Below are 24,305 nucleotides of genomic sequence, written 5' to 3'. Positions count from 1 at the left end.
TAACGAATCCAAAAAAAGAGTTATCGGAGGGATTTATCGTGTTAAAACCATTAGGTGATCGCGTCATTATCGAAGTCGCAAAAGAAGAAGAAACAACTGTTGGAGGAATTGTTTTAGCTTCATCCGCTAAAGAAAAACCACAAACAGGAACAGTTGTTGCAGTCGGTGAAGGCCGTTTATTGGAAAACGGAGAAAAAGTTCCTGCTGCTGTAAAAGCGGGCGACCAAGTGATGTTTGAAAAATATGCCGGTACAGAAGTAAAATTTGAAGGAAAAGAATATTTGATCGTTGCAGGAAAAGATATCATGGCGATCGTTGAATAAATAAAAAAGTACGAAAAAAATTTGATGAGGTGAATAGACATGGCAAAAGAATTGAAATTTGCAGAAGATGCACGCGCAGCAATGCTACGTGGAGTTGATAAATTAGCTGATACAGTAAAAGTAACATTAGGTCCAAAAGGTCGTAATGTTGTATTAGAAAAATCATACGGTTCACCATTGATTACTAATGATGGCGTAACGATTGCAAAAGAAATCGAATTGGAAGATCACTTTGAAAATATGGGTGCTAAATTAGTTTCTGAAGTGGCTTCAAAAACCAATGATATCGCAGGTGACGGAACAACAACCGCTACTGTGTTAACACAAGCAATTGTTCGTGAAGGATTAAAAAACGTAACAGCTGGAGCAAATCCTTTAGGTATTCGTCGTGGGATCGAATTGGCAACCAAAGCAGCAGTTGAAGAATTACACAATATTTCAACAGTCGTAGATTCTAAAGAAGCAATTGCTCAAGTTGCAGCTGTTTCTTCTGGTTCAGAAAAAGTGGGACATTTGATTGCTGATGCAATGGAAAAAGTCGGTAATGATGGTGTTATTACTATTGAAGAATCAAAAGGAATCGAAACCGAATTAGATGTTGTAGAAGGTATGCAATTTGATCGTGGTTACTTGTCACAATACATGGTGACTGACAATGACAAAATGGAAGCTGTTTTAGAAAATCCATACATTTTGATCACAGATAAGAAAATTTCTAATATCCAAGACATCTTGCCTTTATTAGAACAAATCTTACAACAATCTCGTCCGCTATTGATCATCGCTGACGATGTGGATGGAGAAGCTTTACCAACATTAGTCTTGAACAAAATCCGTGGGACATTTAACGTTGTTGCAGTGAAAGCACCTGGTTTCGGTGATCGTCGTAAAGCAATGCTTGAAGATATCGCTATCCTAACAGGCGGAACAGTGATTACGGACGACTTAGGATTAGAATTGAAAGATGCAACAATCGAAAACCTAGGAAATGCTTCAAAAGTTGTGGTAGACAAAGATAACACAACAATCGTTGAAGGCTCTGGCGATAAAACAGCCATTGAAGCACGTGTTCAATTGATCAAAAACCAAATTGCTGAAACAACATCAGATTTTGACCGTGAAAAATTACAAGAACGCTTAGCAAAACTTGCTGGTGGGGTTGCAGTGGTCAAAGTTGGTGCAGCAACTGAAACAGAATTAAAAGAATTGAAATTACGAATTGAAGATGCGTTGAATGCAACTCGTGCAGCCGTTGAAGAAGGTATGGTTTCTGGTGGTGGTACAGCATTAGTGAATGTCATCAGCAAAGTTTCAGCAGTTGAAGCTCAAGGAGACGTTGCAACAGGTGTGAAAATCGTTGTTCGTGCCTTAGAAGAACCAATTCGTCAAATCGCAGAAAATGCGGGATATGAAGGTTCAGTCATCGTTGATAAATTGAAAAATGTTGAATTAGGAACAGGTTTCAATGCTGCAACAGGCGAATGGGTAAATATGGTTGAAGCAGGGATTGTTGATCCAACCAAAGTTACTCGTTCAGCATTACAAAATGCTGCATCTGTTTCAGCTCTATTATTAACAACTGAAGCAGTAGTTGCTGACAAACCAGAACCAGCAGCACCTGCAGCGCCAGCAATGGATCCATCAATGATGGGCGGCATGATGTAGTCATTAAATCCTCATTGTCAAATGATGATTATGATGAGAAATTTTAGAATAATTGGGACAGAAAGAAGTTTTTCTTCTTTCTGTTCTTTTTTTTGGTAGAATCTACCATGATGAATCATGATCCGTCGTTTGATAAGTACCAACTTCCCAACACATGATCTCAGAGAGGGGGGCACAAAGACAATACAGACATTCCTCTGGCGTGTCCTGAAGAGTACTTTTACAAATCAAACAAATTTTCTCTTTCTATTTTTGGTTAAACAATTTTTCTTGAAATAGATAGTTCGGTCTAAAATAATTAAGGTAGCTTTGATAAGCTGATGATAAGATATCTTGAGTTCTCCTATGAATTGGTTAACCAAAATAATTCTAAAGGATTTCAGGTTGTCTTTTCTATCCTTTTAAATCATAAAAAAAGATGTTGATGAATTTCACTCATATCAAAAAGCATAGAGCCTTCTTGAGAGCTGACGATTGTCTCACAGTCTTTATTTAGGTAAATGTCTAGTCAAGTCGTGTTGACTAGGTTCCTACTTCCTACTTTATACTTATATAAAAAATATATATTTATGTGAAGGTGGAACATTGTTTGGAAGATAAAGTGTATGTCGTATTTATATTTTTACAGTATGCTATTTTGGATTTTTATATGGGAAAAATTTTTTTACATAAGAGATACAAGTTATTTTTTCTTTTATCCTTAATCATTTTTTGTTTCCTATCATGGAGATTTATCAATCTCGCTGGATTTTTTATCTTAACTGCAATGGGACTGAATTTATGGCTATTGTTTTATTCTTTTAAAAAAAAGTCTCTCTTCTCATTTGTCTATATACTTGGAGTATATTTTTTCATTCAATTTCATATTACCAGTATTGATACTATATATAGTTTTTTTGCTCAATTAGATAGTGTGAAAAATCCTTTATTTCTATTGATTGGTCTGCAAATACTAATCTTTTTGATTTTTTTGGCTGGGAATTTAATGGTAAAAAAGGTTTATACTAAAAATAAAATTTTCTTATTTCTTCATAGAAGAATACGCATAAAAAAAGTTCTTATTTTATGTGGTATTTTCTTTTTTATTTTAGCGATGTATTTCCAATTCATGTACTCGGTGTTAGATCGTGGAGACTTTTGGCTTGTATTAATTATTTTGTTGTTGAAAGGAGCCCTTATCTTCGGAGGCATTGTCTTTCTGGAGTATTCAGCTGTATGCCATGAAGATTTATTTAATACCATAAATTTTTACGAAGAAAAATTAGAGAGAATCGATGAAATAGAAGGTTTTAAACATGATTACGAAGGAATACTATTCACATTGGCGCTGTTGCTGGAAAAAGGGGACACGGAAGAAGCAATAGAGCAGCTTTTGAAGATTAAAGATTATTCTAAGAATATTATTTTTTCAAAAAATAATATTGGGGGATTAACTAAGGTAAGAAATATGGCAATTAAGAGTGTGCTTTTGATTGAAATCAATAAAGCGATAAGCATGGGAATTAAAGTAGATTTATCTATTGATACAGTGATCGCTGAAGTACCTATAAATAGTTTAGATTTTATTCGATGTCTCAAGATTCTGCTAGATAACGCAATTGAAGCGAGTATAGAGACAGAATCTCCTTATATAAACTTAACTATTAATAAACAATTTGGTATCTATCAAATTTTGGTCAAAAACAACTATGTTAATAGTGCAATATTGAGTGATATAGGGAGGAAAGGGATTACCTCAAAAGAACAGCACTATGGAATTGGATTCAGTAATTTACATCGAATTACTCAAGAATATAAAAATTTTTCCTATACAATTTTAAGAGATAATACTGCTTTTACAGTCACTCTCTTTTTAAAAGAGTAAGAAAAATTTTGTTTTTTTCATAGAAATTGTTTCAGTGACTCTTCTATTTTTTTTATTACCTTATGTCCAAAGTAAATTTCTGATCCGTTTTTAAATATAATGATTCCTAACTTACGATTAAGTGCTTTTATCTGCCGTAAATTTATGATATATGATTTTAAAAATAAAAAATATTTGGGAAATTTGAGTTTTTTTATATCTGAAAAGCTCTCATTGATCAAAAGTTCTTGAGAGGTCGTTTGTAGGTATACCCGAAAACGATCCTCTTTTATTGTTTGTATATAATTTATATGAGAAAAGGCAAATACTTGTCTTTCTTTTTGAACAGATAATATCAGTATTTCTCCGGTGTTTATTTGCAAAGAAAAAAATAGTTTTTTTAATGTAGTATGAATTTTTTTGCGCATATCGGGTAAGCAGATGCTTTTATGAATATAGTCAAAAGGAATGATATTGCGAGTAACAATAGCCATACTTTGATCTTCGTAATTGGTGATAAAAATGATCTTACAAAATGAATTGGTATATCTGATCCATTCGGCAATATCGATCCCTGTATATTGATGTTTTAAATCTATATCTATAAAAAAGATGTCAATATCGGTTATATCAAGTAGATGAATTTCTTTAATAAATGAATTGACAGACTTGATAGGTACAACTTCTGCAGAAATGTATGAGCGTTTGATAAAATCGCTGATTGTTTCTGCAATAAATTTCTGGTGTAATAACTGATCTTCGATAATGTAAATCCTTTGCATTCTTTTCCTCCAATAAAACTTTCCTATAAAACTAGTAAATGAAGTTTAACAAAGACTAGAATATTTTTACATACTTACGACGTTAAAATAACGCAAAAGGATAAAAATGCTACGTGAAAGAAATGAAAATAAACCATAGATAAGACACAATAAGTTCTAGGAGATTGTTTAAATAAACACTCATTTAATCAGAAGAGAAAAGGGAGGAGTTGTTGAGATAAGACTATATAAAATTAACGAGCTGTAAAAGACAAAAATGTATGTAACTCATTTAAAAGTAAGTTAAGGATTTTAATGATTCTTGTGGGGGAGAAGAGGGGCTTTAAATGTATAAAATAACGAATGATATTTATCTTGAAGATGAAGGTTACGGTGTCCTGATTATTGATTACTTAAAAAGTCCTTTTTTAAAGTATACATTGAAAAATGGACGTCCTGTTTTAAATGAAAAAATCTATTTTGTTCATCCGAGAGCAGATAAAGTTAAAGTCAAAGAACTTAGTAAGCAATCTCCTATGTTTATCCAAGTTTCGAAAGAATTAAACGATCTGATAGAAGAGAAAAGGGGAGGAAAAAATGAATAAAAAGCTGGCAAAAAAATTTTTCGCATTATCATTAGTTGGGATTTCTTTATTGAATACACAGTCACTGACTGCATTTGCTGAAGAGTTACAAAAAAATGATGGTACATTAGTGATGAATGATACAACCAATCATATTGAGGGATTGAATGCTTCTCATATGTGGTCAAATGACGGAGGAAACAGTTGGTCTCAAGGAAGAGAAGGACAATTATTCAGAGGGACCCAAGAAGTACGTGTAGCGGCATTTGATCAAGTTGTTGTGGATAGTTCAGTATGGCAAGTAAAAAGCTATCCAGGAGGAGCAACAGTTATCTATAACGGAAGTGTCTGGCGTAATGCTTATTGGGCAGAGCCTTCAGATAGACCAGGTAGTGCTTCTGTTTGGCAAAAAGTCAAAGACTTGCCAACACCTTTAAATATCTTTAAATTTAATCGATTTACAGGTGAAGAGGCAGAACGATTACAAAAAGAAGAAGCACAAAGAATTCAAAACGAGAAAAAAGTAATTGGTTATTTCTCAAATTGGCATGGGTATAAAACAGACTATGAGCCAGATAAGCCAGACTATAATTATAGTCAAGGAATCATCGATGGAAAAGGATACGATCCAGTAGATGTTCCTTTTGATAAAATTACTCATGTCAATTATGCTTTTATGGTTATTGACCAAAATGGAGAATTGGTTTCAAATGATCCTTGGGCCGACTTCGATGATTCACATGAAGGTGGGGGCAGAAACTACATCAATCAAATCACTCAATTAGCTGAAGAACATGATGTTGCAGCAATGGTTTCTATCGGTGGTTGGACCAACTCGGTAGACGATCATGGATTTGATCATGCTACAGCAACGCCTGAACGTATGGATCGTTTTACTACACAGTTAGTAGACTTTATGCTGAATTATCATTTTGAAGGTATTGATATTGATTGGGAATATCCAGAAAATGATGAACAAAAAGAAAAATTTGTGGCTTTGATTAAACAGCTACGTGAAAAGATGACCGCAGCAGGGAAAGAAAATGACGTCTACTACCAGTTAAGTATTGCAGTGACAGCAAATCATGAAAAAATGGCGTTTATTGCTCCCGAAATTACGAATGATTATGTCGATAACTTCAACGTAATGACTTATGATTACCGAGGTGGGTTTGATGATCAAACCGGACATCAATCTCCACTATATCCAAAAACAAGAGACGATAAAGATCAAAAATTCAATATTTCTGCAACCATGGAAGAGTACCACAAGGTTTACGGGATTCCTAAACATAAATTGATGGTTGGGATGAGTTATTACTCAAGAGGGTTTGCTAATGTTGATTCAGCAGCAATGGCTGTACCAAGTAGAGGAGCAGCCAATGGCGGAAGTTGGGACGATCCTGAACAATTAGCCGGTTTGAAACCTTGGTGGCAATTAAAAGAATTTGAAGCTAAAGCTAAAGATCCAACTGTTGAACACTTGTCTTACCATTGGGATGATGAAGCCGAGGCGCCATTTATCTATGATTCAGAGAAGAAAGAATTATTCACTTATGATAACATCGCAAGTATTTCTAGAAAAGTAAACTATACAATTGATCAAGGTTATGGCGGCGCGATTATTTGGGAATTAGCACATGATACACCAGATACAGCTGAATTAACTACTTTAGTCAAAAATATTCTAAGTGATACTCATGTTGATATTACGGATGAAACAGCCTTTACTACCCAAAGGTTTCATATTGGCGGTCAAAAAGTTCCGTCGAATCCAGAAGTATTTCCAACAGGGTTTTCACGTTTGGTAGTAGAATCACAGAACGGAAAAATTTCATTGGTCAAACACTCTGATTTTAGATTTCAATGGAATGACTGGCAAAATCAGAAATATGTTTCAGTCAAGATTTCTGAACCTAACGGCAAAATACTGTTTGACCAAACTTGGAATGGGAATGAGTCAGTCGTTGGAAATGGACTTCACACGTTTGGGACATTCGCTCAATATGACTTACCTGAAGGAAGTACTGTAGAAATTTATCATGCAGAAGGTCCAAGTTATATGTTTAGAACGAGCTTCGATCAGGAATTGAAAAGAAAACTAGGGAACGATAAAACGACTTATATTTATACGATGAAAAACAATAAATTAGAATTAACAGCTGTTAAGTAGTTAGCTTTATAAATTTATGAAGAAACTGATTATCTATGAATACTTATTTCATGGATAGTCAGTTTCTTACATGTAAGAAAGAGGTTATTTGGTGAAAAAAATTTTTTCAATATTCATACTATTGTTTGTTTTGGTTTTACCTAAAACAGTAGATGCTCATTACCATCCAGCATATTTACGTTCGATTTCAGAATTTCATTCTAGAAATCCCAATTGGATGTCTGAAATAAAAGATAATACTAGACTGTCACAGTTATCTATTCCAGGTACGCACAATACCATGTCTAACGGTCCAGGGGGAGATATCGTTCAAAACCAAGGATTATCATTGAATGAACAATTAGAAGTGGGGATCCGTTTCATTGATATACGTGTAGCTGCAAGACCAAATTCGCTTACGGTTCACCATGGGTTTGTTTTTCTAGCTAGATTTGAAGACGCTTTAAATACATTACGAACATTTCTTCAAAGGAATCCTAGTGAAGCGATTTATATGCGGTTAAAACAGGAGCATACTAGCGTCAATGATACGGAGCTGAACCGCTTAGTGAATAGCTATCTTAATAATCCTAATTATAAAAATATGTTTTTCTTAAGCAATAATGCGAATCCTACTTTAGGAGAAACCCGTGGTAAAATTGTAATTTTACGTAATTTTGAAGGATCTTCTTTAGGAATACGCTATCCAGCCAGCTTTGTGATACAAGACAATTATCATCTAAGAACAAATTGGGATCTATACGATAAATGGTTAAGTGTAAAAGAACATTTAAATCAAGCAAATAAAGTTAATGGAAACAGGATTTTTATTAACTACTTATCAGGATCAGGAGGATCCTTTCCTTATTTTGTAGCTAGCGGTCATAGCAGTTCGGGAACCCATGCAGGTAGACTTGCCACTGGTATGACTCATCCGGGATGGGCAGGTTCCGTTCCAGATTTTCCCAGAATCGATTGGTTTTTAGGTATCGCAACGATTGCTTTTGAAGGTACAAATATATTGACTTCTGACTATATCAGAAATCAAAAATTAAGACATGTTGGGATTGTTGCTGCTGACTTTCCTGGAGAAGCACTGATTCATAATGTGATCCGACTAAATGAACGTCATATAAATAAACAATCTTTTTCAATTGGCGGAGATGCAAAAGCCTCAAATCCTTCTGGTTTTGCTAGGGTTACTGTAGAAGTAAAGGGAAGAAAAATTTTATTAGTAAAGAATTCTGATTATCAATTTCATGGAAGTGGGTGGAACAATCAACGGTATGCGTCTGTTAGAGTCAATGACCCTTCTGGGAGAATATTATTTAGCCAAATGTGGAATGGAAACGGTACGGTTATAGGTAACGGTCCTCGAACATATGGAACGTTTGCACAGCAAGTTTTATCTGAGGGAAGTACAATTGAGATTTATCACGCAGAAGGGCCATGGCACAGATTTAGAACGAGTAACGATGGTGAGTTAAAAACAAAACTAGGAAATAATAAACATACGTATGTATATATGCTGAGAAACGAAAAACTAGAATTAATATCCGCAACATAAGTACGAGGCGAAGGATCTGAATGGAAAATCTTAAATAGAACTTTTCTTTTACAATTAGAAAAAGACGAGAAGATGTAAACTTTTTATGGAATAAATCTTGAATCAACAAAACCATTTATTGATTTTAGTGTTATCTTGGATTTTTTACACTAAAAATTTATATGAAAATACAAATAAGCCTTCTGAAGCTAGTTTGATCCACTAGTTCCAGAAGGTTTATTTGTGTGTAATAAATTTCAATTTTTAAGTCACTCCCAAGGATTTCGAAAGCTGAAATAATCCCTTCTATTTATAGTTCAGGTAAAAACCAGCATTTATAATAATCAATTGCTTGTCCAGTTTCTGATTTTCCTGAAGCAAGATATTGGGCAATACAAGTAGTATCCACAGGAAAATTTGCTCGTTCTAAGAGAGATTCCAAATTATTCTTTTTATAATTTATATTGTCTACTTCAAGCAGTCCACCAAAAATAATTTTTTGTTTTTGTTTTTCGAATAATAAATGATCACTTAACTTTTCATCTACAATAATTCCCTCTTGATAAGCATGACCACTGTCATTAGAAAAAAATAAGACAAAGTTTGTTGGACTAGTGGAATATTGACTGACATGTTCCATAGAACTAAGACTAAGTTGCTCTACATATGAAAAATTCATTGGAATAGATAGAGATGTCGAGTTTTTTTGTAATTGAATCAATTCTTCTAAGCTTTGTTTTTTGTGTGCAAGCATTTTTTGCTGTTTTGTTATTTTATTTAGTTCATCCATTAAATCCTGTTCTGACTTTACTAATGCTTCATAAGTAGTTTCGGGCTTTTGATGTAAGATCAATTTTAATTTTTTTATTGGGATATTTAAATTACGATAGAACACAATGTCTAGTAAATCAAGTAAAGTACGGCTGTCAATAAGTCGATAGTTATTATCATGGTCACGTTTGAAACTTAGTAAACCTTCACGCTCCCAATAACGAATAGTTGATTTGTTTAATGTGGTTAATTTTAAAATATCTTTGATATGAAATGTTTTTTTATCCATAGTATGCCCTCCCTTTAGAAAATAGTTTAACGGTTAATATCTGAAATGTAAAAAAAAAGTTTTGACTGGGCACTTGGTACATACCTTAGAATGGCTGATGTAAAGGAGGGAGTGAAATGAAAGTACGATTAAATAAAACCACTATAATCATAAAATTAGCTCTTGTAGCCGTTCTTCTTTTAGCAATTGAAAAAATAAATCAAGTTCCAGTTTTTGGAGATTCCAGCGCACCATTTTCAGTTAGGAGTTTGGAAGAAGATGGATCAGTAAATGAACAAGGCTATTACATCTTTGAAGGGAATCCAAATGAAGAAGAATCCGTGACAATCGAAATAATGAATAACAGCAATGAATCAATAAAGATTGGAGTAGAAGCCATTCCTGCTCAAACGAATCAAAATGGGATTACCTCATTCATAAGTAAAGAAAATCTTGATGAAACGCTGGAATTTCCTTTTGACACATTAGTAGAAAATAAAGAAGAAACAATTGAGCTTAATACAGGGGAAACCAAAAAATATACAACAAGAATCAATTATCCAACAAAAAAATGGGGTGGCGAGATTCTTGGAGGGTTCCGATTTTATCAAGAAACAGCGCTTCAAGATCAGCAAGTTACACATCAATTTGCTTATACAGTCGGGGTGTTGATGCGTCAAAAAAATATAGAACTACCTGTTAACGAATTAATCGCTCGGGACGCTAGGATGGGGCAGCGAAATTATAGAAATGTCGTTGAGATAAATTTACAAAATAAACAACCTGTATCGATTCGAACCATGGAAGTTAATGCAAAAGTATACTATCAAGAGGAAAAAGACCCACTCATTCAATATGAAAAAGAAAATTTAAGAATGGCGCCAAATTCGAACTTTGATTTTGGGATACCCACTTTTTCCCAGCTAGTTCGTGCCGGGAATTATCGTGTTGAGTTAATAGTGAAAGCTGATACAGAAACCTATCATTTTGTCGAAAATTTTCATATCAGTTCATCTGCCGCAAATACACTGAATCAAACAGCTCTGGACATCGAATTACCGACACCTTGGTTGACCTACTTGTTGATAGGGGTCGGAATAATCTTGATATGTTTGATTTTGTACTTACTTCTAAAAGATAAATTTAAAGGGGGTGAGGAAAAAGAGAATAATTCAGTGGTAACAAAATAAAATTGACTTTTATTAGAGGGTGAGAAAACAATGAAAAAAACAAACTTACTATTTATGACTAGTTTATTAGGAATCATGACTTTAGGACAAGCGATGAATGTAGCTGCTGTTGATTACGATGGGGCAACTAAAGCAACAACTGAAGGTTCTGTAACAGTTGGTGCACCAGATCCAGACAAACCCGAGGTTGTCGATCCAGAAGATCCAGACAAACCAATCGAGCCGCCAACTCCACCGAATCCTAATCCTGGAGATTTAAAAATCAACTTCGTAGCAGATTTTGATTTTGGAGAAATTGAACATACGAACTTAGCAATTAATCAAAATGCCCAGTTGATTGATGTTCAAGTAGATGGTCAGACGGAAAAACGAGTACCATTTATTTCAATTGAAGATCGCCGAGGTTTAGCCAGACAAGGGTGGGAATTAAGAGCTTCGCAGCCTAGTCAACTTACTAACGAAGACGGTAAAGAGTTAGATGGAGCAGAGATATCGATTCAAAACATGTATTATGCAAACACTAATAATACACCACAAATCCCTAATTCGAGGGTTGTATTGAATAGTAGTGAACAAGTTATTTCTACAGCAAATGCTACTCAAGGAGCAGGTACTTGGTCATTAGCTTTGGGAAAACCTCATGGTGATAGCTCAACAGATGGCGTCAGCCTTCATATTCCTGCTAATACAATAAAATCAGATAAAACATATTCTACTTCCATTGTTTGGGAACTCGTTGCAGATCCAGGCGCAACACCAACACCTTAGTAGACCACAGAGATAGAGGAGATGACTAATGAAGAAGCTGATTACATTTTTAGGAATAGTGTGCATGCTAAGTCAAGCCATATCTCCTTCTATATATATGGTGTATGCTGAAAGTTTCTTAGAAGATGAAAGCCCCCAACCTGTTTCAGAATTAGAAGAAACAGAAGACACTACTTCTTTGCCGGAAGATACAGTTGCGTCTGAAAATATTTCTGAAAAAGAAGATAAAGATGATTCTCCTTCTGTATCCGAAAGTGAAGAAAATGCGGATGATTCTGAAAGTAAAAGTGATGAAGAAGCTGGTAGCGCTGAGAAGACAAGTGAAACTGACATAAAAAATGTACTAGAAAATGAAAGTATACTACAAAGTTTCTCTGCTCCGCCTACAGGTGGGCCGGGTCCAGGTGCAGGGAATTCTCAAGGAGCGCTGCGGCTACGGGACAGTGCAGGTAATGCTTCAGTTTTACCTACTGCGCAGGCTTGGCGGTCTACATGGCTTAATGCTATTAATGCAACGCATTTTATTGGAGACACATGGGATGGGGATTCTTTTCAGCCATTTAGACATGCTATGTTGATTTCTGGAGCATCTGATGAAATTCTTAACGATAGAAGCCGACACATGGGATTTTTGGTAAGGTTAGAGAAAAGAGAGCTGCTTTTCTGGCCGGAGTATACTGCTCCTTTACATTATCAAATTATTGAATTTCCAGATGACGATATTGCGAATGCTTCTACAGGAAATTCGGGTGCAAGATTTACCGTTCGAATTACAGATGAAGTTGCGCCTCATGGCTGGATTGATCTATATGGATACGTTCGAGTGCTATGGTCAAATGGAAATAATAATGCTATCTACATGGGAGCAACACAAGGTTCAGGAGGTGTGTTTTTATATAATCCACAAACACGACAGATAGAATTTAAACGTCATGAAAGAAATTCTTCAACTATGTCATCAAATGCTGGAATGTTCTATACGTTTTCGGTAAGACGACCAGGTGTAGCACAAACAATAGAAAATATCAATCCTATTTTTTCGTTTACTGCTAATGGTGGAGATACAGTAGATACTTTACGTACAAAATATAATTCAGCATCTAAACCAGCGCTTGCATATGGCGATGTAGTCGAGGTATTTCACACACAACCGAATAGAGTAGGCACTCTTTCAAGCGGAAATGTACAAGGATTTGGCTCTGTCGCAGATTCACGTGATGGAAATAGAGGCTATCTTGAACTAACAAATTCAGGTTATCGACAGTTAACTTTTAATAGAGCGACACCACGTCAAGCAACAATAAGTACAAACACAACAAACGCACAATTAGATGCTAGTCTAGCAAATTATTTAGATATGAGTCGTGCTGCGGGTTCACAAATTGAACGATTTGTTACGTATCCTGATCGTTCCAGAACAGGGACAAGTAATGGCGTTATTCGTGTTCGTCAACAGTTATCGACAGGAAACTTTGTCTATAAGGACTACCAAGTACCATTTAATGTGCAAGATGGGATTCAAGCAGATATCACCCATCAGAATCTATTAGTTGGTGAAACATTTGATATTAATAAATCTATATCAAATGTTCGTTACAGGGGCACAACATTAAATAGCAATCAATATACCCTTGATTTTCAATTAGGAACAGTTTTAGATGTGGCTGGTACAAGAGATCTATCGGTGAAAGTAACACATAATACTAGTGGAGAATCTACTGATTTTAGTGTACCGATAACGCTAAGATGGGGTAACACTATTATGTTCCGAGGTGTTAATGATCGTGCGGGAGGAGCGCTTGCTTATGTTCCATCAGAGCAACGATTGACGATGACACGTGGAAGTTATGAAACTCTTGCTCCTACACATCCTCTTTTTTCACATGAATACTTCAATCTCTCTTTGTTGCGTAATTCAGCTAATCGACAGAACTTTACAGAGTTACCTGAATATTATAAGTTTTCCTCACCAGGTACGTGGAATGCTGAACAAAATAAGCAGAATTTCGGTAGCCGAACCATCAATTACGGGGATATCTTAAAAGTGCATCATGAAGAAGCTGAAGAACGATTAAGGATCTTCAATAATGAAGCAGAAGGTGCCTTGTCACATAGAGACAATATAGCTTACTTGGAATTAACACCGACAGGTTACCGCCAAGTATTGATCGATCGAGTAGCGCCTAAATCAGGGACAATTAGTCGTCGAATGACTGATGGACAATTGGATCAGCAAGTGGCTTCTTATTTAGATTTGAGTAATGCACCAAATGTCGAGGTGGTTGGTTTTACAAGATATCCAGACCGATCAAGTTTAGGACAAACGACAGGGACAATTCAGGTTCAAGAAAAACTAAGTAATGGCAACTATATCCAACTGACCTACGATGTGCCATTTACTGTCCATCAGGGGCTAGAAGCCACTCCTGTGGCTCAATCATTAACGTTAGGTGAATCTCTTAATTTAGAAAAAGCAGTGGGGGAAGTAAAATATAACAATGCTGTTCTAGCAAGAGATGCTTATGAATTCGAGTATGATACTGGCCAAGATCTGGATGTGCCAGGAAGCAGAAACACAACAGTAACAGTCGTTCATAAAGCTTCTGGTGAACGAATCCAAGTGCAAGTTCCTGTAGTAATTACGTGGGGAGAAACCCTTCTGTTTAGAGGGCAGGCAGATCGCTCAGCAGGAGCATTGGCCTATTTACCTGGAGAAAATAAACTTGTGGCTCGTCGTGGAGACTATACCTGGGCAGCCCCGATCCATCCAGGATTTCCAGATATGTATTATTCATTAGAAGTATTAAGAAATACGGATTCAAAACAAGCGCTAAATGAGTTGAATACAGTTACTAGTTATGAAGCAACTGGAAATAGAGATGTAAATGAGCATATCCGTGATATTGGAACGATTTCGATTGAACATGGAGATATTTTAAAAGTGTACCATGCAGAAGCGCAAGGTCGATTGAGAATCTTTAATAACGAAGCAGAAGGTGCCTTGTCACATAAAGACAACATTGCTTACCTTGAATTAACAGCAACTGGTTACCGCCAAATATTGATCGATCGAGTAACACCTCGTACAGGGACAATTAGTCGTCAAATGACCGATGAACAGTTGGATCAACAAGCTGCTTCTTATTTGAATTTGAGCAACGCACCAAATGTCGAAGTGGTTGGGTTTACGAGTTACCCAGATCGATCAAGCTTAGGGCAAACCACAGGAACAATCCAAGTTCAAGAGAAATTAAGTAATGGCAAGTATGTCCAAATGACTTATGAAGTACCATTTACTGTTCATCAAGGATTGGAAGCCACTACCATAGCACAAGTATTAACACTTGGTGAAACCCTTGATTTAGAAAAAGCAGTGAATGAAGTCAAGTACAATAATACTGTTTTAGCAAGGTATGCTTATGAATTAGAGTATGATCCCGGACAAGATCTTGATGTAGCGGGAAGTAGAAATACAGTAGTAACAGTCGTTCATAGAGCGACAGGAGAACGAATCCAAGTGAACGTACCTGTTACCATTAGATGGGGTAATACCATTATGTTCCGAGGTATCGGTGATCGTTCAGGGGGAGCACTTGCTTATGTTTCATCAGAGCGACGACTGGCGATGACACGTGGAAGTTATGAAACGTTGGCTTCTACACACCCTAATTTTCCAAATGAATACTTCAGTATCTCTTTATTGCGTAATTCGGCCAATCGTCAAAATTTAACAGAATTACCTGAGTATTATAAGTTCTCCTCGCCAGGTACATGGAATGCTGAACAAAATAAACAGAATTTTGGTAGCCAAACAATCAGTTACGGGGATATTTTAAAGGTGTATCATGCAGAAGCACGTACGCGACTCAGAATTTTCAATAATGAAACAGAAGGTGCCTTGTCCCATAGCAATAATATAGCTTACTTGGAATTGACGCCGACCGGTTACCGTCAAGTATTGATCGACCGGGTAACGCCTCGTACAGGAACAATTAGTCGTCGAATGACTGATGAACAATTGGACCAGCAAGTGGCTTCTTATTTAAATTTAAACAACGCACCAAATGTAGAGGTGGTCGGCTTTACGAAATATCCAGACCGATCAAGACCAGGACAAACAACAGGGACAATCCAGGTTCAAGAAAAACTAAGTAATGGCAACTATGTCCAAATGACCTACGATGTGCCATTTACGGTGACGGCTGGGTTAGAAGCAACTGCCGTTTCACAAGTATTAAACTTAGGTGAAACAATTGATCCAAGCCAAGTAGTCAAAGATGTTAAATATAATGGTCAAGCCTTATCTAACAATGACTTTGAAGTAAAAGTCAGCGAAAACGGAATCATGAATTTAGTTGGTAGTCGTACGATTAACGCGTCCATCACACACAAAGTATCGGCTGAAACTATTGAAGTGGAAATTCCTGTAACTATTCATTGGGGGAATACGCTGATTTTGAAAGGGACAGCTCGTCATGAAAGTTTAGGACTTTCATTAATAAGAGCTGGAAATCAACTACAATTGATCGGAACAAAAGGTTCAGAAGACAGAAATCTTCAGCTTCATACAGGTCTCTTTTTTGACGCCGCTTATTTGAAAATAGGCTTGATTTCAGGACAACAAAATATAGCACTGGACTTACCAAACTATCAAAGAAACTTTACGTATTATGGACGAGACTATAAGTTTGATATTATAGATGATTTCGGTGTAAATAATGTTCAAGTTGGAGATGTTGTAGAAGTTTATCATCAGGAATCGTTAAGTGCTGGCAGAATGATGAGTTTGTATACCGATAGTGTTGAAGTGGATGTTCACGAAAACAATGGATTCGTCAATCAAACAACCTATTATGAAACCACGAATGATGGATTAAGATTGTTGTTCATTAATCAGCTAAGCCCTAAAAACACAACAATCTCACAAACGATGAGTGACGAACAATTAGATGCAGCAGTAGAAACATATCTTGAATTTGGTAATGCTAAAAACGTTGAAGTAGTCGGGTTTACGAGATACCCAGACCGATCAAGACAAGGTCAAACGCTAGGGACAATCCGAGTTCAAGAAAAACTAAGTAATGGCAACTATATTCAAATGAACTACGATGTACTATTTACTGTTCATCAAGGATTGGAAGCCACTACCATGGCACAAGTATTAACACTTGGTGAAACCCTTGATTTAGAAAAAGCAGTGAATGAAGTCAAGTACAATAATACTGTTTTAGCAAGAGATGCTTATGAATTCGAGTACGATCCTAGACACGATCTTGATGTGCCAGGAAGAAGATATACTATGGTGACAGTCGTGCATAAAGCTTCTGGTGAACGGATTCAAGTACAGGTTCATCTAACCATTAGGTGGGGAGAAACTCTTCTTTTTAGAGGAGAAGCAGATCGCTCAGCGGGAGCATTAGCCTATTTACCTGGAGAAAATAAGATTGTAGCGCGTCGTGGAGATAATATTGGAGTAGCACCTATCCATCCTGATTTTCCAGAATTGTATTACTCATTGGAAGTACTAAGAAATACAGCTAGTCAGCAGTCGTTGGATGAATTAAGTATTAAAAAGAATTATGAAGCCGCTGGTAGCAGAGGTGTCAATGGGCATGTAAGTGGTATCGGAACGATTTCAATTGAATATGGAGATATTCTAAAAGTGTATCATGCGGAAGCACGGGAACGGTTAAGAATCTTCAATAACGAGATAGAAGGAGCATTGTCACATAAAGACAATATTGCTTACCTTGAACTAACACCAACCGGTTATCGCCAAGTGTTGATTGATCGAGTAACACCTCGTACAGGGCTGATTAGTCAAAACATGACCGATGAACAATTGGCCCAACAAGCTGCTTCTTATTTAAATCTGAGCAACGCACCAAATGTCGAAGTGGTTGGGTTTACGAGATACCCAGATCGATCAAGCTTAGGGCAAACCACAGGAACAATCCAAGTTCAAGAGAAATTGAGCAATGGCAAGTATGTCCAGATGGCTTATGAAGTACCATTTACAGTAGAAGGTACGCGTAAGATAACAAATGTATCCAATTTTGATTTCGGTACTATCAGAAAAAGTAATCGTCGCCAGATAGTTACAGCTTTGAATGAAGAAGATACTCCGTTGGGATTACAGTTATCTGACTATATTGGTACAAGCAACTGGTCTCTTCAAGCATATCAAAGTGCTTCATTTCAAAATTCTAATGGAGATGAACTAAGAGGAGTGGAAATTAGGCTTCATAATATTGTCAGCCAAAGTGATCAAGCAGCCAATCTTCATACGCAAAACGAAGTAAATTTAAATACGCAACCTATAGAAATTGCAAACTATGTCTTAAATAGCTCGGTAGGAAGCCATCCAGTTGGTAACACTACTATCTCATTTGGAACGAATCATACACCTGGTGTAGAGCTTCAAGTACCGAATTCATTAGAGGCAAACGAAGATACCTATAGGACAACGATCAATTGGGAACTGGTAGCAGATCCAAGTCAGGGAGTGAACTAACGTGAGGATAAATTTTAAGAAAAACAGCATTCTATTGATGCTCGTTATGATACTCGTTTTTTTCACACCGCAAAAGATAGCTGCTGATACAATTGATATGGAAAAAATATATGAAAATAATGTTTCCGTACGATTTATCCCGAAAAAAACTGGGAGGTTGCCCCAAACAGGCGATATGAGGATGGGTTATCTACAAAAGGTTGGAACCATTCTTATTCTATTGATATTTATAGGAGTAAAAGATAAGCACATAAAGAAAAATAAATAAGCTATCCAATGTTAAGATGGATTCTAGGTACCCCTAACTGTAAAAAGATAGTTAGGGGTATTTAGGATAGAAAATCATACATCTCAATCTTGCATAAAATGACTTACTTCAGTTTTTTATTGATTGCTAAAGTAAAATATTTTTTCTTCTTATTCTAAGAGAAAGGTGACCTGCTAGAGATAATTGCTTGTTGAAATCTAAAACTTTTTTCAAAATTGTATATATTAGATGATTTTGGTTTTGGTAAACGAGGTACATTCTATTTAAGTGAAAATAAAAATTTTTATGGAGCTTCTGTAGTGGGTTGCGCCACAGGTATATTTCACAATATATCAAAAGTATGGAGTCTAAGAGAACCCTTATGTAATAAGGGCTCTCTTTTTTTATTACAAGCTAAAGGGTGCAAAAATATGAAAGATTATTTTTTTAATCAATCATTCGATGCGGATAGTTGCTTATGTTCTAGAACGACCTATATACGTGAAGCTAGAGGATCTTGATGTGCTACTATTTTTGTCTTTTTTTTTCTTCTTTATATTCTTCATATTTTTCAGATTCTCATTCTTAGACAACAAGGAGTGATTATTTTCCTTTGTACTTTTTAATGGCATAGGTTTCTCTACTAGGCAGTATTCGTTAATGTTTACTAGGTTAGACATTCGTTCGTTTATTCGATGTTTTCTTCTCAATATTTTTAATAGTCTTATGCGTTGTAGTATGGCCTTTATTTTCTTCTTTATTAGTCTCAGTATTCTTTTCAGTATACCTGCTTTTTTTTGCTTTTTATACAATTGAAAAACTCCTCTCATTTACTGGTTTAAATGCATAGTAACAGAGTTTGAATGAGGTACTTGAACTTATTTTTCTAGATAATTAAAATAAAGTTCTGCTTTTTAAAAATTCAAAGACAAGTTTAAAGATTCGCAGACAAAAGTATGTATCGTATTGCTCGTTTTTTTAGAAGGTGAAGCAAAGATCTTGCTATGAGACGCGTTTCATAAGCTATACTCAATTCATCAAAAAGGAGGAATTACTGATGAATACTTATATCAAAACGACCAATGGCGCTACGAATGACTATTTTTATGCTTTTGTTGAATTTAAAGAAACAATACTTGAATTGTCTAGTCCTCAAGGGTTAAATAAAACGGTAATGAAAAAAATTCCTTTAGATGAAATTAGTGGATTGGCAAAAGATACGTATCTGGGTGGGCAACGTATTAGCTTTGAATATGATGGAACGTTCTATCAATTTTTTGAATGTGGGCATGCTGTGGTAGACTATTTACAAGAAAATCTTTTTGCATAGGTGGTTTTAGTAAAGCATGACAAACATCAGAGATATTGCAAAACTGACGGGCTATTCTGTCTCTACCGTTTCACGGGTGATCAATAATCATCCTTATGTTGACGAAACAAAACGTGCCAAGATTCTATCCGTCATTAATGAGTTATCGTATGTTCCTAATGCAAGTGCCAGACAGCTCAGTTATGGAAAAACAAAAAATGTTGGTGTTATTCTGCCTTATACGGATCATCCTTATTTCGATCAATTGCTTAGTGGGATCATTGAAGTCGCCTTCAACGAAGATTATCAGGTGACCTTGCTACCAACAAATTATCAGGCAGAAAGAGAGAGAATGTATTTAGAAGAATTTGCAGGTAAACGATTTGATGGTTTGATCGTTACTTCTCGTGCCAACAGTTTAGATGTATTGCTCTCTTATCAAAAGTATGGGCCAATCATTTTTTGTGAAGAAATAAAAGAAACAGAAGCTGGTTGCGTGTTTATCGATCGTGAACAATCTATTACTGAAGCATTATTGTATTTAAAAAAACAAGGCGTGGAAAAGCTTGGCGTTACTTTAGGAAGAAGTGGTCGTCTTAGTTTTAATACAAAAGTGACGTTGGAACTTTGTAAAAAAATATTTCCCGATTTCAAAGAGGAAAATGTTTTTTGGAACTGTATTGACTATGAACAAGGGGTGAATGCAGCGACGTATTTTAAAGAAAAAAAGGTAGATGGTGTCTTCACTAATTCAGATACAGTTGCTGCCGGTATATTGCAAAGCTCCATCTTAGAAAGTAAAAACCGTCTTGTTGGTCGTGATAATCTGTTGATCAGTGAGCTAATGTCTTTTTCTACGATTGACCATGGCTTAAGAGAGTGTGGAGAAACGGCCTTTCTACTTTTTATCGAAGAAAAAAAAGATCAAATCAAAATTCCTTATCGATTTATTGTGCGATAGTCGAAATGGTTTTAATGCGGAATCAAAAGTAGATCGAAGTAACGCAAAAACCTAAAAAAGAAACCGAATAGCCAAAAATAGTTTCTCCTATTTTTGTGATTGCTTCGGTTTCTTTTTGACGTCAATGGATTATGAAAGAATGTGGTGTCTGCATTCTGACAGGATGGATCACAAAGTGAGATCTTCGCTACTTATTTCCTAAAATGAACGTCCACTCAAAGACAACTTATTCAACCGCGTATGTTTGAATGATCGTATTCAATGCTTGGGCAGCTCCGTTTCCACAACGCTCATCATAGTAAGCGGTGAATCGTTCATCAGAAATATACAATAAGCCTAAGCCACGATGAGCTTCGGAACTATAAGAAGGCCAGCTAAAAGTAAGCCATTTTTTGTGTTCTTCAAATAGTTTCAATGCTAGTTTTTGATCAGAGTCTGATTGTAAATAAGCTGTCAAATCAGCTAAGAGTTGTTTTTCTAAAGACTGCATTTCTTCAAATTTTTCTTCAGACATATTTTGCCATTTTTTATTTGCTTTCTCAACGGTGTCGTCTCCATATTTTTCTCGTATTTCTTGTCCATAGTTTGTTTCATTTTCCATTATTTTTTGTTTTTTAAATCCTTCAAATTTCTCATGATCTTTCATTGGTTTTCCTCCTTCGTAACTCTCCAGTGTATGTTGAATAGTCATTAATAGTGTGTCGAGCTGTTTTCTTTTTTCTTGTAACATTTCTTGATGTTGGATCAACGCTTGTCGATGATCGAAAGCTGGATTATCTAAAATTTCTGCAATTTGTTCTAACTTAAAATCAAGGGAGCGATAAAACAAAATCTGTTGTAGTCGGTCAACTTCTTGGCTAGTGTAGATCCGATAGCCAGACTCAGTCACCCGTGATGGTTTCAGTAAGTGGATCTGATCGTAAAAACGCAGGGTACGAGGACTAACACCAGAAATTTCTGCCATTTTTTTTATAGTATATTCCATGCTTAACTTCCTTATAGAATGATCTTATTCCTTGACGTAACTAGAAGGTCAAGAAATTTTGAATATTTTTTTGTGTTTATTTTTATGTTATAATAAGTAAAGTAGAAAAACGAATTTTTCTGCTTTAAATATGTCATGTTGAAAGCGATTCCTTTGTTGGGCGCTTGTTATAAATAATAATAGAAAAGAGGAATAAGATGAAATTAATCGAAACGCCAGTTACAAGTAATTTAAATATTAAGACGTTTTATCCTAAAGTAGTAGATTTTTTCTTTAGTAGCAAAGCCATCAAATACTATAAACTTTATTCGCTTGATCGAACACAGATTTTATACATTGATACGTATGAAAAATCCCAATTATTGATGATTAATACGAAGAAAAAAATCACCAAGCAAGAAATTGATTTTGCAATCCGTCGTATTTTGAAAGCAGAACGTGAAGACGTCAAGGTCCATATTGGTGTAAAACAAGACTTAGAACGAGCAGGTGTCCAATTCAAACGACCAAATAAAGATATCGTTATTGTTGAACAGAAAGTAGGTCGTTCAGTGGAGGACAAATAAAACAGTCTTCTGCAAATGAGTAAGTTGTGTACCGGTCTCAAAATTGGAGCTGTTAAGAAAAACTAGATACTTGGTTCAGAGAACAAGAGAAAAAATTTTTTTCAAGGTCTCTAGGGATGGATGACTAAGGGCAAAATGCATCCCTTTAGTATTGTAGTAAGTTTTAATACATTTAAATATTTCCATCTGAGTTTGAGGTGATGTCTCTGAATTGAGTCTCTTTGTCCAACGAGGTTGGTAACGAGAAATCTTAGGATAAATTCAACAGAAAGAAGAAAACTTCTTTCTGTTTTTTTGAACTGGAAATCGGACGCTTGTTTGACTTCAAAAAAACTAGGAACTTTTTTATAAGCCTCGTTCCTCTCTTAAGTAATGCTTTTCTTGTTCTAACTTCTTCATGTCATCATGAGCATCAAAAAGTGCGTTCCCTTTTCTAAGAAACGCACTTGCTTTATATTTTTTAACTTCTTGAATCCAACGATACAAGCGGTGAGCCTGTTTTTTTAGCTACAGGCTAACTTCTTTCGCAAAAAATTATTCTTCGATCATTAGGTTGACGGCAACAATTTTACTTACTTTATCAACTGAATCTCTTGGCATAATAGAAATCCTCGATTTTCCTTCATTTTTTATCTAGTTTATTACAACAATTCCAACATTAAACTATAAATCTTTCCTAATACTTATTAAAATATAAAAAAAAATTTATGATGGTACCTCTTTATCAGTATATAATGCTAAGTGTCGGGAGATACGTTACATAAATCTTATTACTATAGATAAAGGGAGGTCGTTAAATATATAAGAAAGTGCAAAGTGTAATATTTTTATTTAGGAAAAAAAATTAAGTTTATGTAACTATGTATTATTAGATCTCTATTGAATCCAAGGATGATTTATTTAGATGATAATTAAATTTAAACCCATTCAGACATCTATTATTGAATAAACATAATTATCCGATTACTTGGAGAAAAATCAATACCGACATTTATTAATGGTTAGAGAATATGAACTTTAGGATGTCATGATAAAAAATAAAACATAAAAGGATTGATTTGATGAAACATAGTAAACTATTATTATTAACCTCGTTTTTGTGCATTAGCGCTGGGACAATAAATACCATGACAGTTAATGCAGCTCAACAAGTAACTGTCTCAGATTCAACTGTCCGAAACGCTGTAGAGGCTGTAAACCATTTATTTACCGACAATACATACACCACATTATCTCCAAACACAACAACTGAAACGATCAAAGAAGCTAGAACGCTGATTCTTAAGACCGCAGGAAAATGTGACATCGTTCATTTAAGTAATTTATGCAAGAAGGCGGAAAGCTTGTTATTAAAAAGTACCAATTCAGTAGATTCAGCTGTCCGAAATGCTGTAGAGGCTGTAAACAATTTATTTACCGACAATACATATACCACATTATCTCCAAACACAACAACTGAAACGATCAAAGAAGCTAGAACGCTGATTCTTAAGACCGTAGGAAAATGTGACATCGTTCATTTAAGTAATTTATGCAAGAAGGCAGAAAGCTTGTTATTAGAAAGTACTAATTCAGTAGATTCAGCTGTCCAAAATGCTGTAGAGGCTGTAAACCATTTATTTACCGACAATACATATACCACATTATCTCCAAACACAACAACTGAAACGATCAAAGAATCTAGAACGCTGATTCTTAAGGCTGTAGGAAAATGCGACATCGTTCATTTAAGTAATTTATGCAAGAAGGCGGAAAGTTTATTAGCACTATCTGTTCATTTATAAAAAATAGAAAGTTTATAACCTTTCACTTCTTTAAATATTCCTATAGGCACGACACCTAAAAGTGGGAA

The 24,305-nt window shown here is 35.4% G+C and carries 17 protein-coding genes; 14 read left to right on the top strand and 3 right to left on the bottom strand.

Annotated features, from left to right (window positions below; all coding sequences use genetic code 11):
• The first annotated feature begins 38 nt into the window (after positions 1 to 38).
• The 3 genes from groES (at position 39) to AB5M32_RS11805 (ending at position 3,852) form a co-directional block, all read left to right on the top strand.
• On the top strand, positions 39 to 323 hold the full coding sequence (groES, locus tag AB5M32_RS11815) for a co-chaperone GroES (RefSeq protein WP_010738436.1): 285 nt from the start codon (positions 39 to 41) through the stop codon (positions 321 to 323).
• A gap of 39 nt (positions 324 to 362) precedes the next feature.
• Positions 363 to 1,988 (top strand): chaperonin GroEL, encoded by a 1,626-nt coding sequence (gene groL / locus AB5M32_RS11810; protein WP_010720044.1) that lies wholly within the window; start codon positions 363 to 365, stop codon positions 1,986 to 1,988.
• A 589-nt stretch (positions 1,989 to 2,577) separates the two neighbouring features.
• Complete coding sequence (locus tag AB5M32_RS11805; RefSeq protein ID WP_242697193.1) at positions 2,578 to 3,852, top strand: GHKL domain-containing protein; 1,275 nt, start codon at positions 2,578 to 2,580, stop codon at positions 3,850 to 3,852.
• Positions 3,853 to 3,869: 17 nt separating this feature from the next.
• On the opposite strand, the gene AB5M32_RS11800 is transcribed toward AB5M32_RS11805, so the two are convergent.
• Positions 3,870 to 4,613, bottom strand: a complete 744-nt coding sequence (locus tag AB5M32_RS11800; protein WP_368024476.1) for a response regulator — start codon at positions 4,611 to 4,613, stop codon at positions 3,870 to 3,872.
• 326 nt (positions 4,614 to 4,939) lie between these two features.
• Between AB5M32_RS11800 and AB5M32_RS11795 the strand changes: the two genes are divergently transcribed.
• The 3 genes from AB5M32_RS11795 (at position 4,940) to AB5M32_RS11785 (ending at position 8,895) form a co-directional block, all read left to right on the top strand.
• Positions 4,940 to 5,197: a hypothetical protein gene (locus tag AB5M32_RS11795; protein WP_368024475.1), complete on the top strand. Its 258-nt coding sequence runs from the start codon at positions 4,940 to 4,942 to the stop codon at positions 5,195 to 5,197.
• Entirely contained in the window at positions 5,190 to 7,349 is a 2,160-nt protein-coding gene (locus AB5M32_RS11790) for a glycosyl hydrolase family 18 protein (protein ID WP_368024474.1), read from the top strand. The genes AB5M32_RS11795 and AB5M32_RS11790 overlap by 8 nt, the downstream gene beginning before the upstream one ends.
• 91 nt (positions 7,350 to 7,440) lie before the next feature.
• Positions 7,441 to 8,895 carry a phosphatidylinositol-specific phospholipase C domain-containing protein gene (locus AB5M32_RS11785; protein ID WP_368024473.1) on the top strand — a complete coding sequence of 485 codons (1,455 nt, stop codon included), beginning with the start codon at positions 7,441 to 7,443 and terminating at the stop codon, positions 8,893 to 8,895.
• A gap of 289 nt (positions 8,896 to 9,184) precedes the next feature.
• Here the strand turns inward: AB5M32_RS11785 and AB5M32_RS11780 are convergent, their stop codons facing one another.
• Entirely contained in the window at positions 9,185 to 9,934 is a 750-nt protein-coding gene (locus AB5M32_RS11780) for a MerR family transcriptional regulator (RefSeq protein ID WP_178286809.1), read from the bottom strand.
• A gap of 116 nt (positions 9,935 to 10,050) precedes the next feature.
• Here AB5M32_RS11780 and AB5M32_RS11775 point away from each other — a divergent pair, with 116 nt between their 5' ends.
• From AB5M32_RS11775 to AB5M32_RS11750, 6 genes are all read left to right on the top strand, one after another.
• Positions 10,051 to 11,103 (top strand): DUF3324 domain-containing protein, encoded by a 1,053-nt coding sequence (locus tag AB5M32_RS11775; RefSeq protein WP_368024472.1) that lies wholly within the window; start codon positions 10,051 to 10,053, stop codon positions 11,101 to 11,103.
• 30 nt (positions 11,104 to 11,133) lie between these two features.
• Positions 11,134 to 11,871 carry a WxL domain-containing protein gene (locus tag AB5M32_RS11770; RefSeq protein WP_207432802.1) on the top strand — a complete coding sequence of 246 codons (738 nt, stop codon included), beginning with the start codon at positions 11,134 to 11,136 and terminating at the stop codon, positions 11,869 to 11,871.
• A gap of 28 nt (positions 11,872 to 11,899) precedes the next feature.
• Complete coding sequence (locus AB5M32_RS11765) at positions 11,900 to 18,385, top strand: putative mucin/carbohydrate-binding domain-containing protein (RefSeq protein ID WP_368024471.1); 6,486 nt, start codon at positions 11,900 to 11,902, stop codon at positions 18,383 to 18,385.
• 1 nt (position 18,386) lies between these two features.
• A complete protein-coding gene (locus AB5M32_RS11760; RefSeq protein ID WP_207432817.1) occupies positions 18,387 to 18,653 on the top strand; it encodes a hypothetical protein in 267 nt (88 codons plus the stop codon).
• A gap of 1,036 nt (positions 18,654 to 19,689) precedes the next feature.
• On the top strand, positions 19,690 to 19,962 hold the full coding sequence (locus AB5M32_RS11755; RefSeq protein WP_178286801.1) for a hypothetical protein: 273 nt from the start codon (positions 19,690 to 19,692) through the stop codon (positions 19,960 to 19,962).
• A 16-nt stretch (positions 19,963 to 19,978) separates the two neighbouring features.
• Positions 19,979 to 20,902, top strand: a complete 924-nt coding sequence (locus tag AB5M32_RS11750) for a LacI family DNA-binding transcriptional regulator (protein ID WP_178286799.1) — start codon at positions 19,979 to 19,981, stop codon at positions 20,900 to 20,902.
• 226 nt (positions 20,903 to 21,128) lie between these two features.
• Here AB5M32_RS11750 and AB5M32_RS11745 read toward each other — a convergent pair whose 3' ends face one another.
• Positions 21,129 to 21,887 carry a MerR family transcriptional regulator gene (locus AB5M32_RS11745; RefSeq protein WP_034699548.1) on the bottom strand — a complete coding sequence of 253 codons (759 nt, stop codon included), beginning with the start codon at positions 21,885 to 21,887 and terminating at the stop codon, positions 21,129 to 21,131.
• Between the two features lie 197 nt (positions 21,888 to 22,084).
• Here AB5M32_RS11745 and AB5M32_RS11740 point away from each other — a divergent pair, with 197 nt between their 5' ends.
• Together AB5M32_RS11740 and AB5M32_RS11735 are read left to right on the top strand one after the other, a co-directional pair.
• On the top strand, positions 22,085 to 22,453 hold the full coding sequence (locus tag AB5M32_RS11740; RefSeq protein ID WP_063626561.1) for a DUF1827 family protein: 369 nt from the start codon (positions 22,085 to 22,087) through the stop codon (positions 22,451 to 22,453).
• A 1,061-nt stretch (positions 22,454 to 23,514) separates the two neighbouring features.
• Positions 23,515 to 24,237 (top strand): toxin Cry1Ac domain D-VI-related protein, encoded by a 723-nt coding sequence (locus tag AB5M32_RS11735; protein ID WP_231105532.1) that lies wholly within the window; start codon positions 23,515 to 23,517, stop codon positions 24,235 to 24,237.
• The last annotated feature ends 68 nt before the right edge of the window (positions 24,238 to 24,305 follow it).

The organism is Enterococcus sp. C57, assembly GCF_040887305.1.
In the GTDB taxonomy this organism is placed as follows: domain Bacteria; phylum Bacillota; class Bacilli; order Lactobacillales; family Enterococcaceae; genus Enterococcus_B; species Enterococcus_B hirae.
This window is presented reverse-complemented; position numbering and strand designations above follow the sequence as displayed.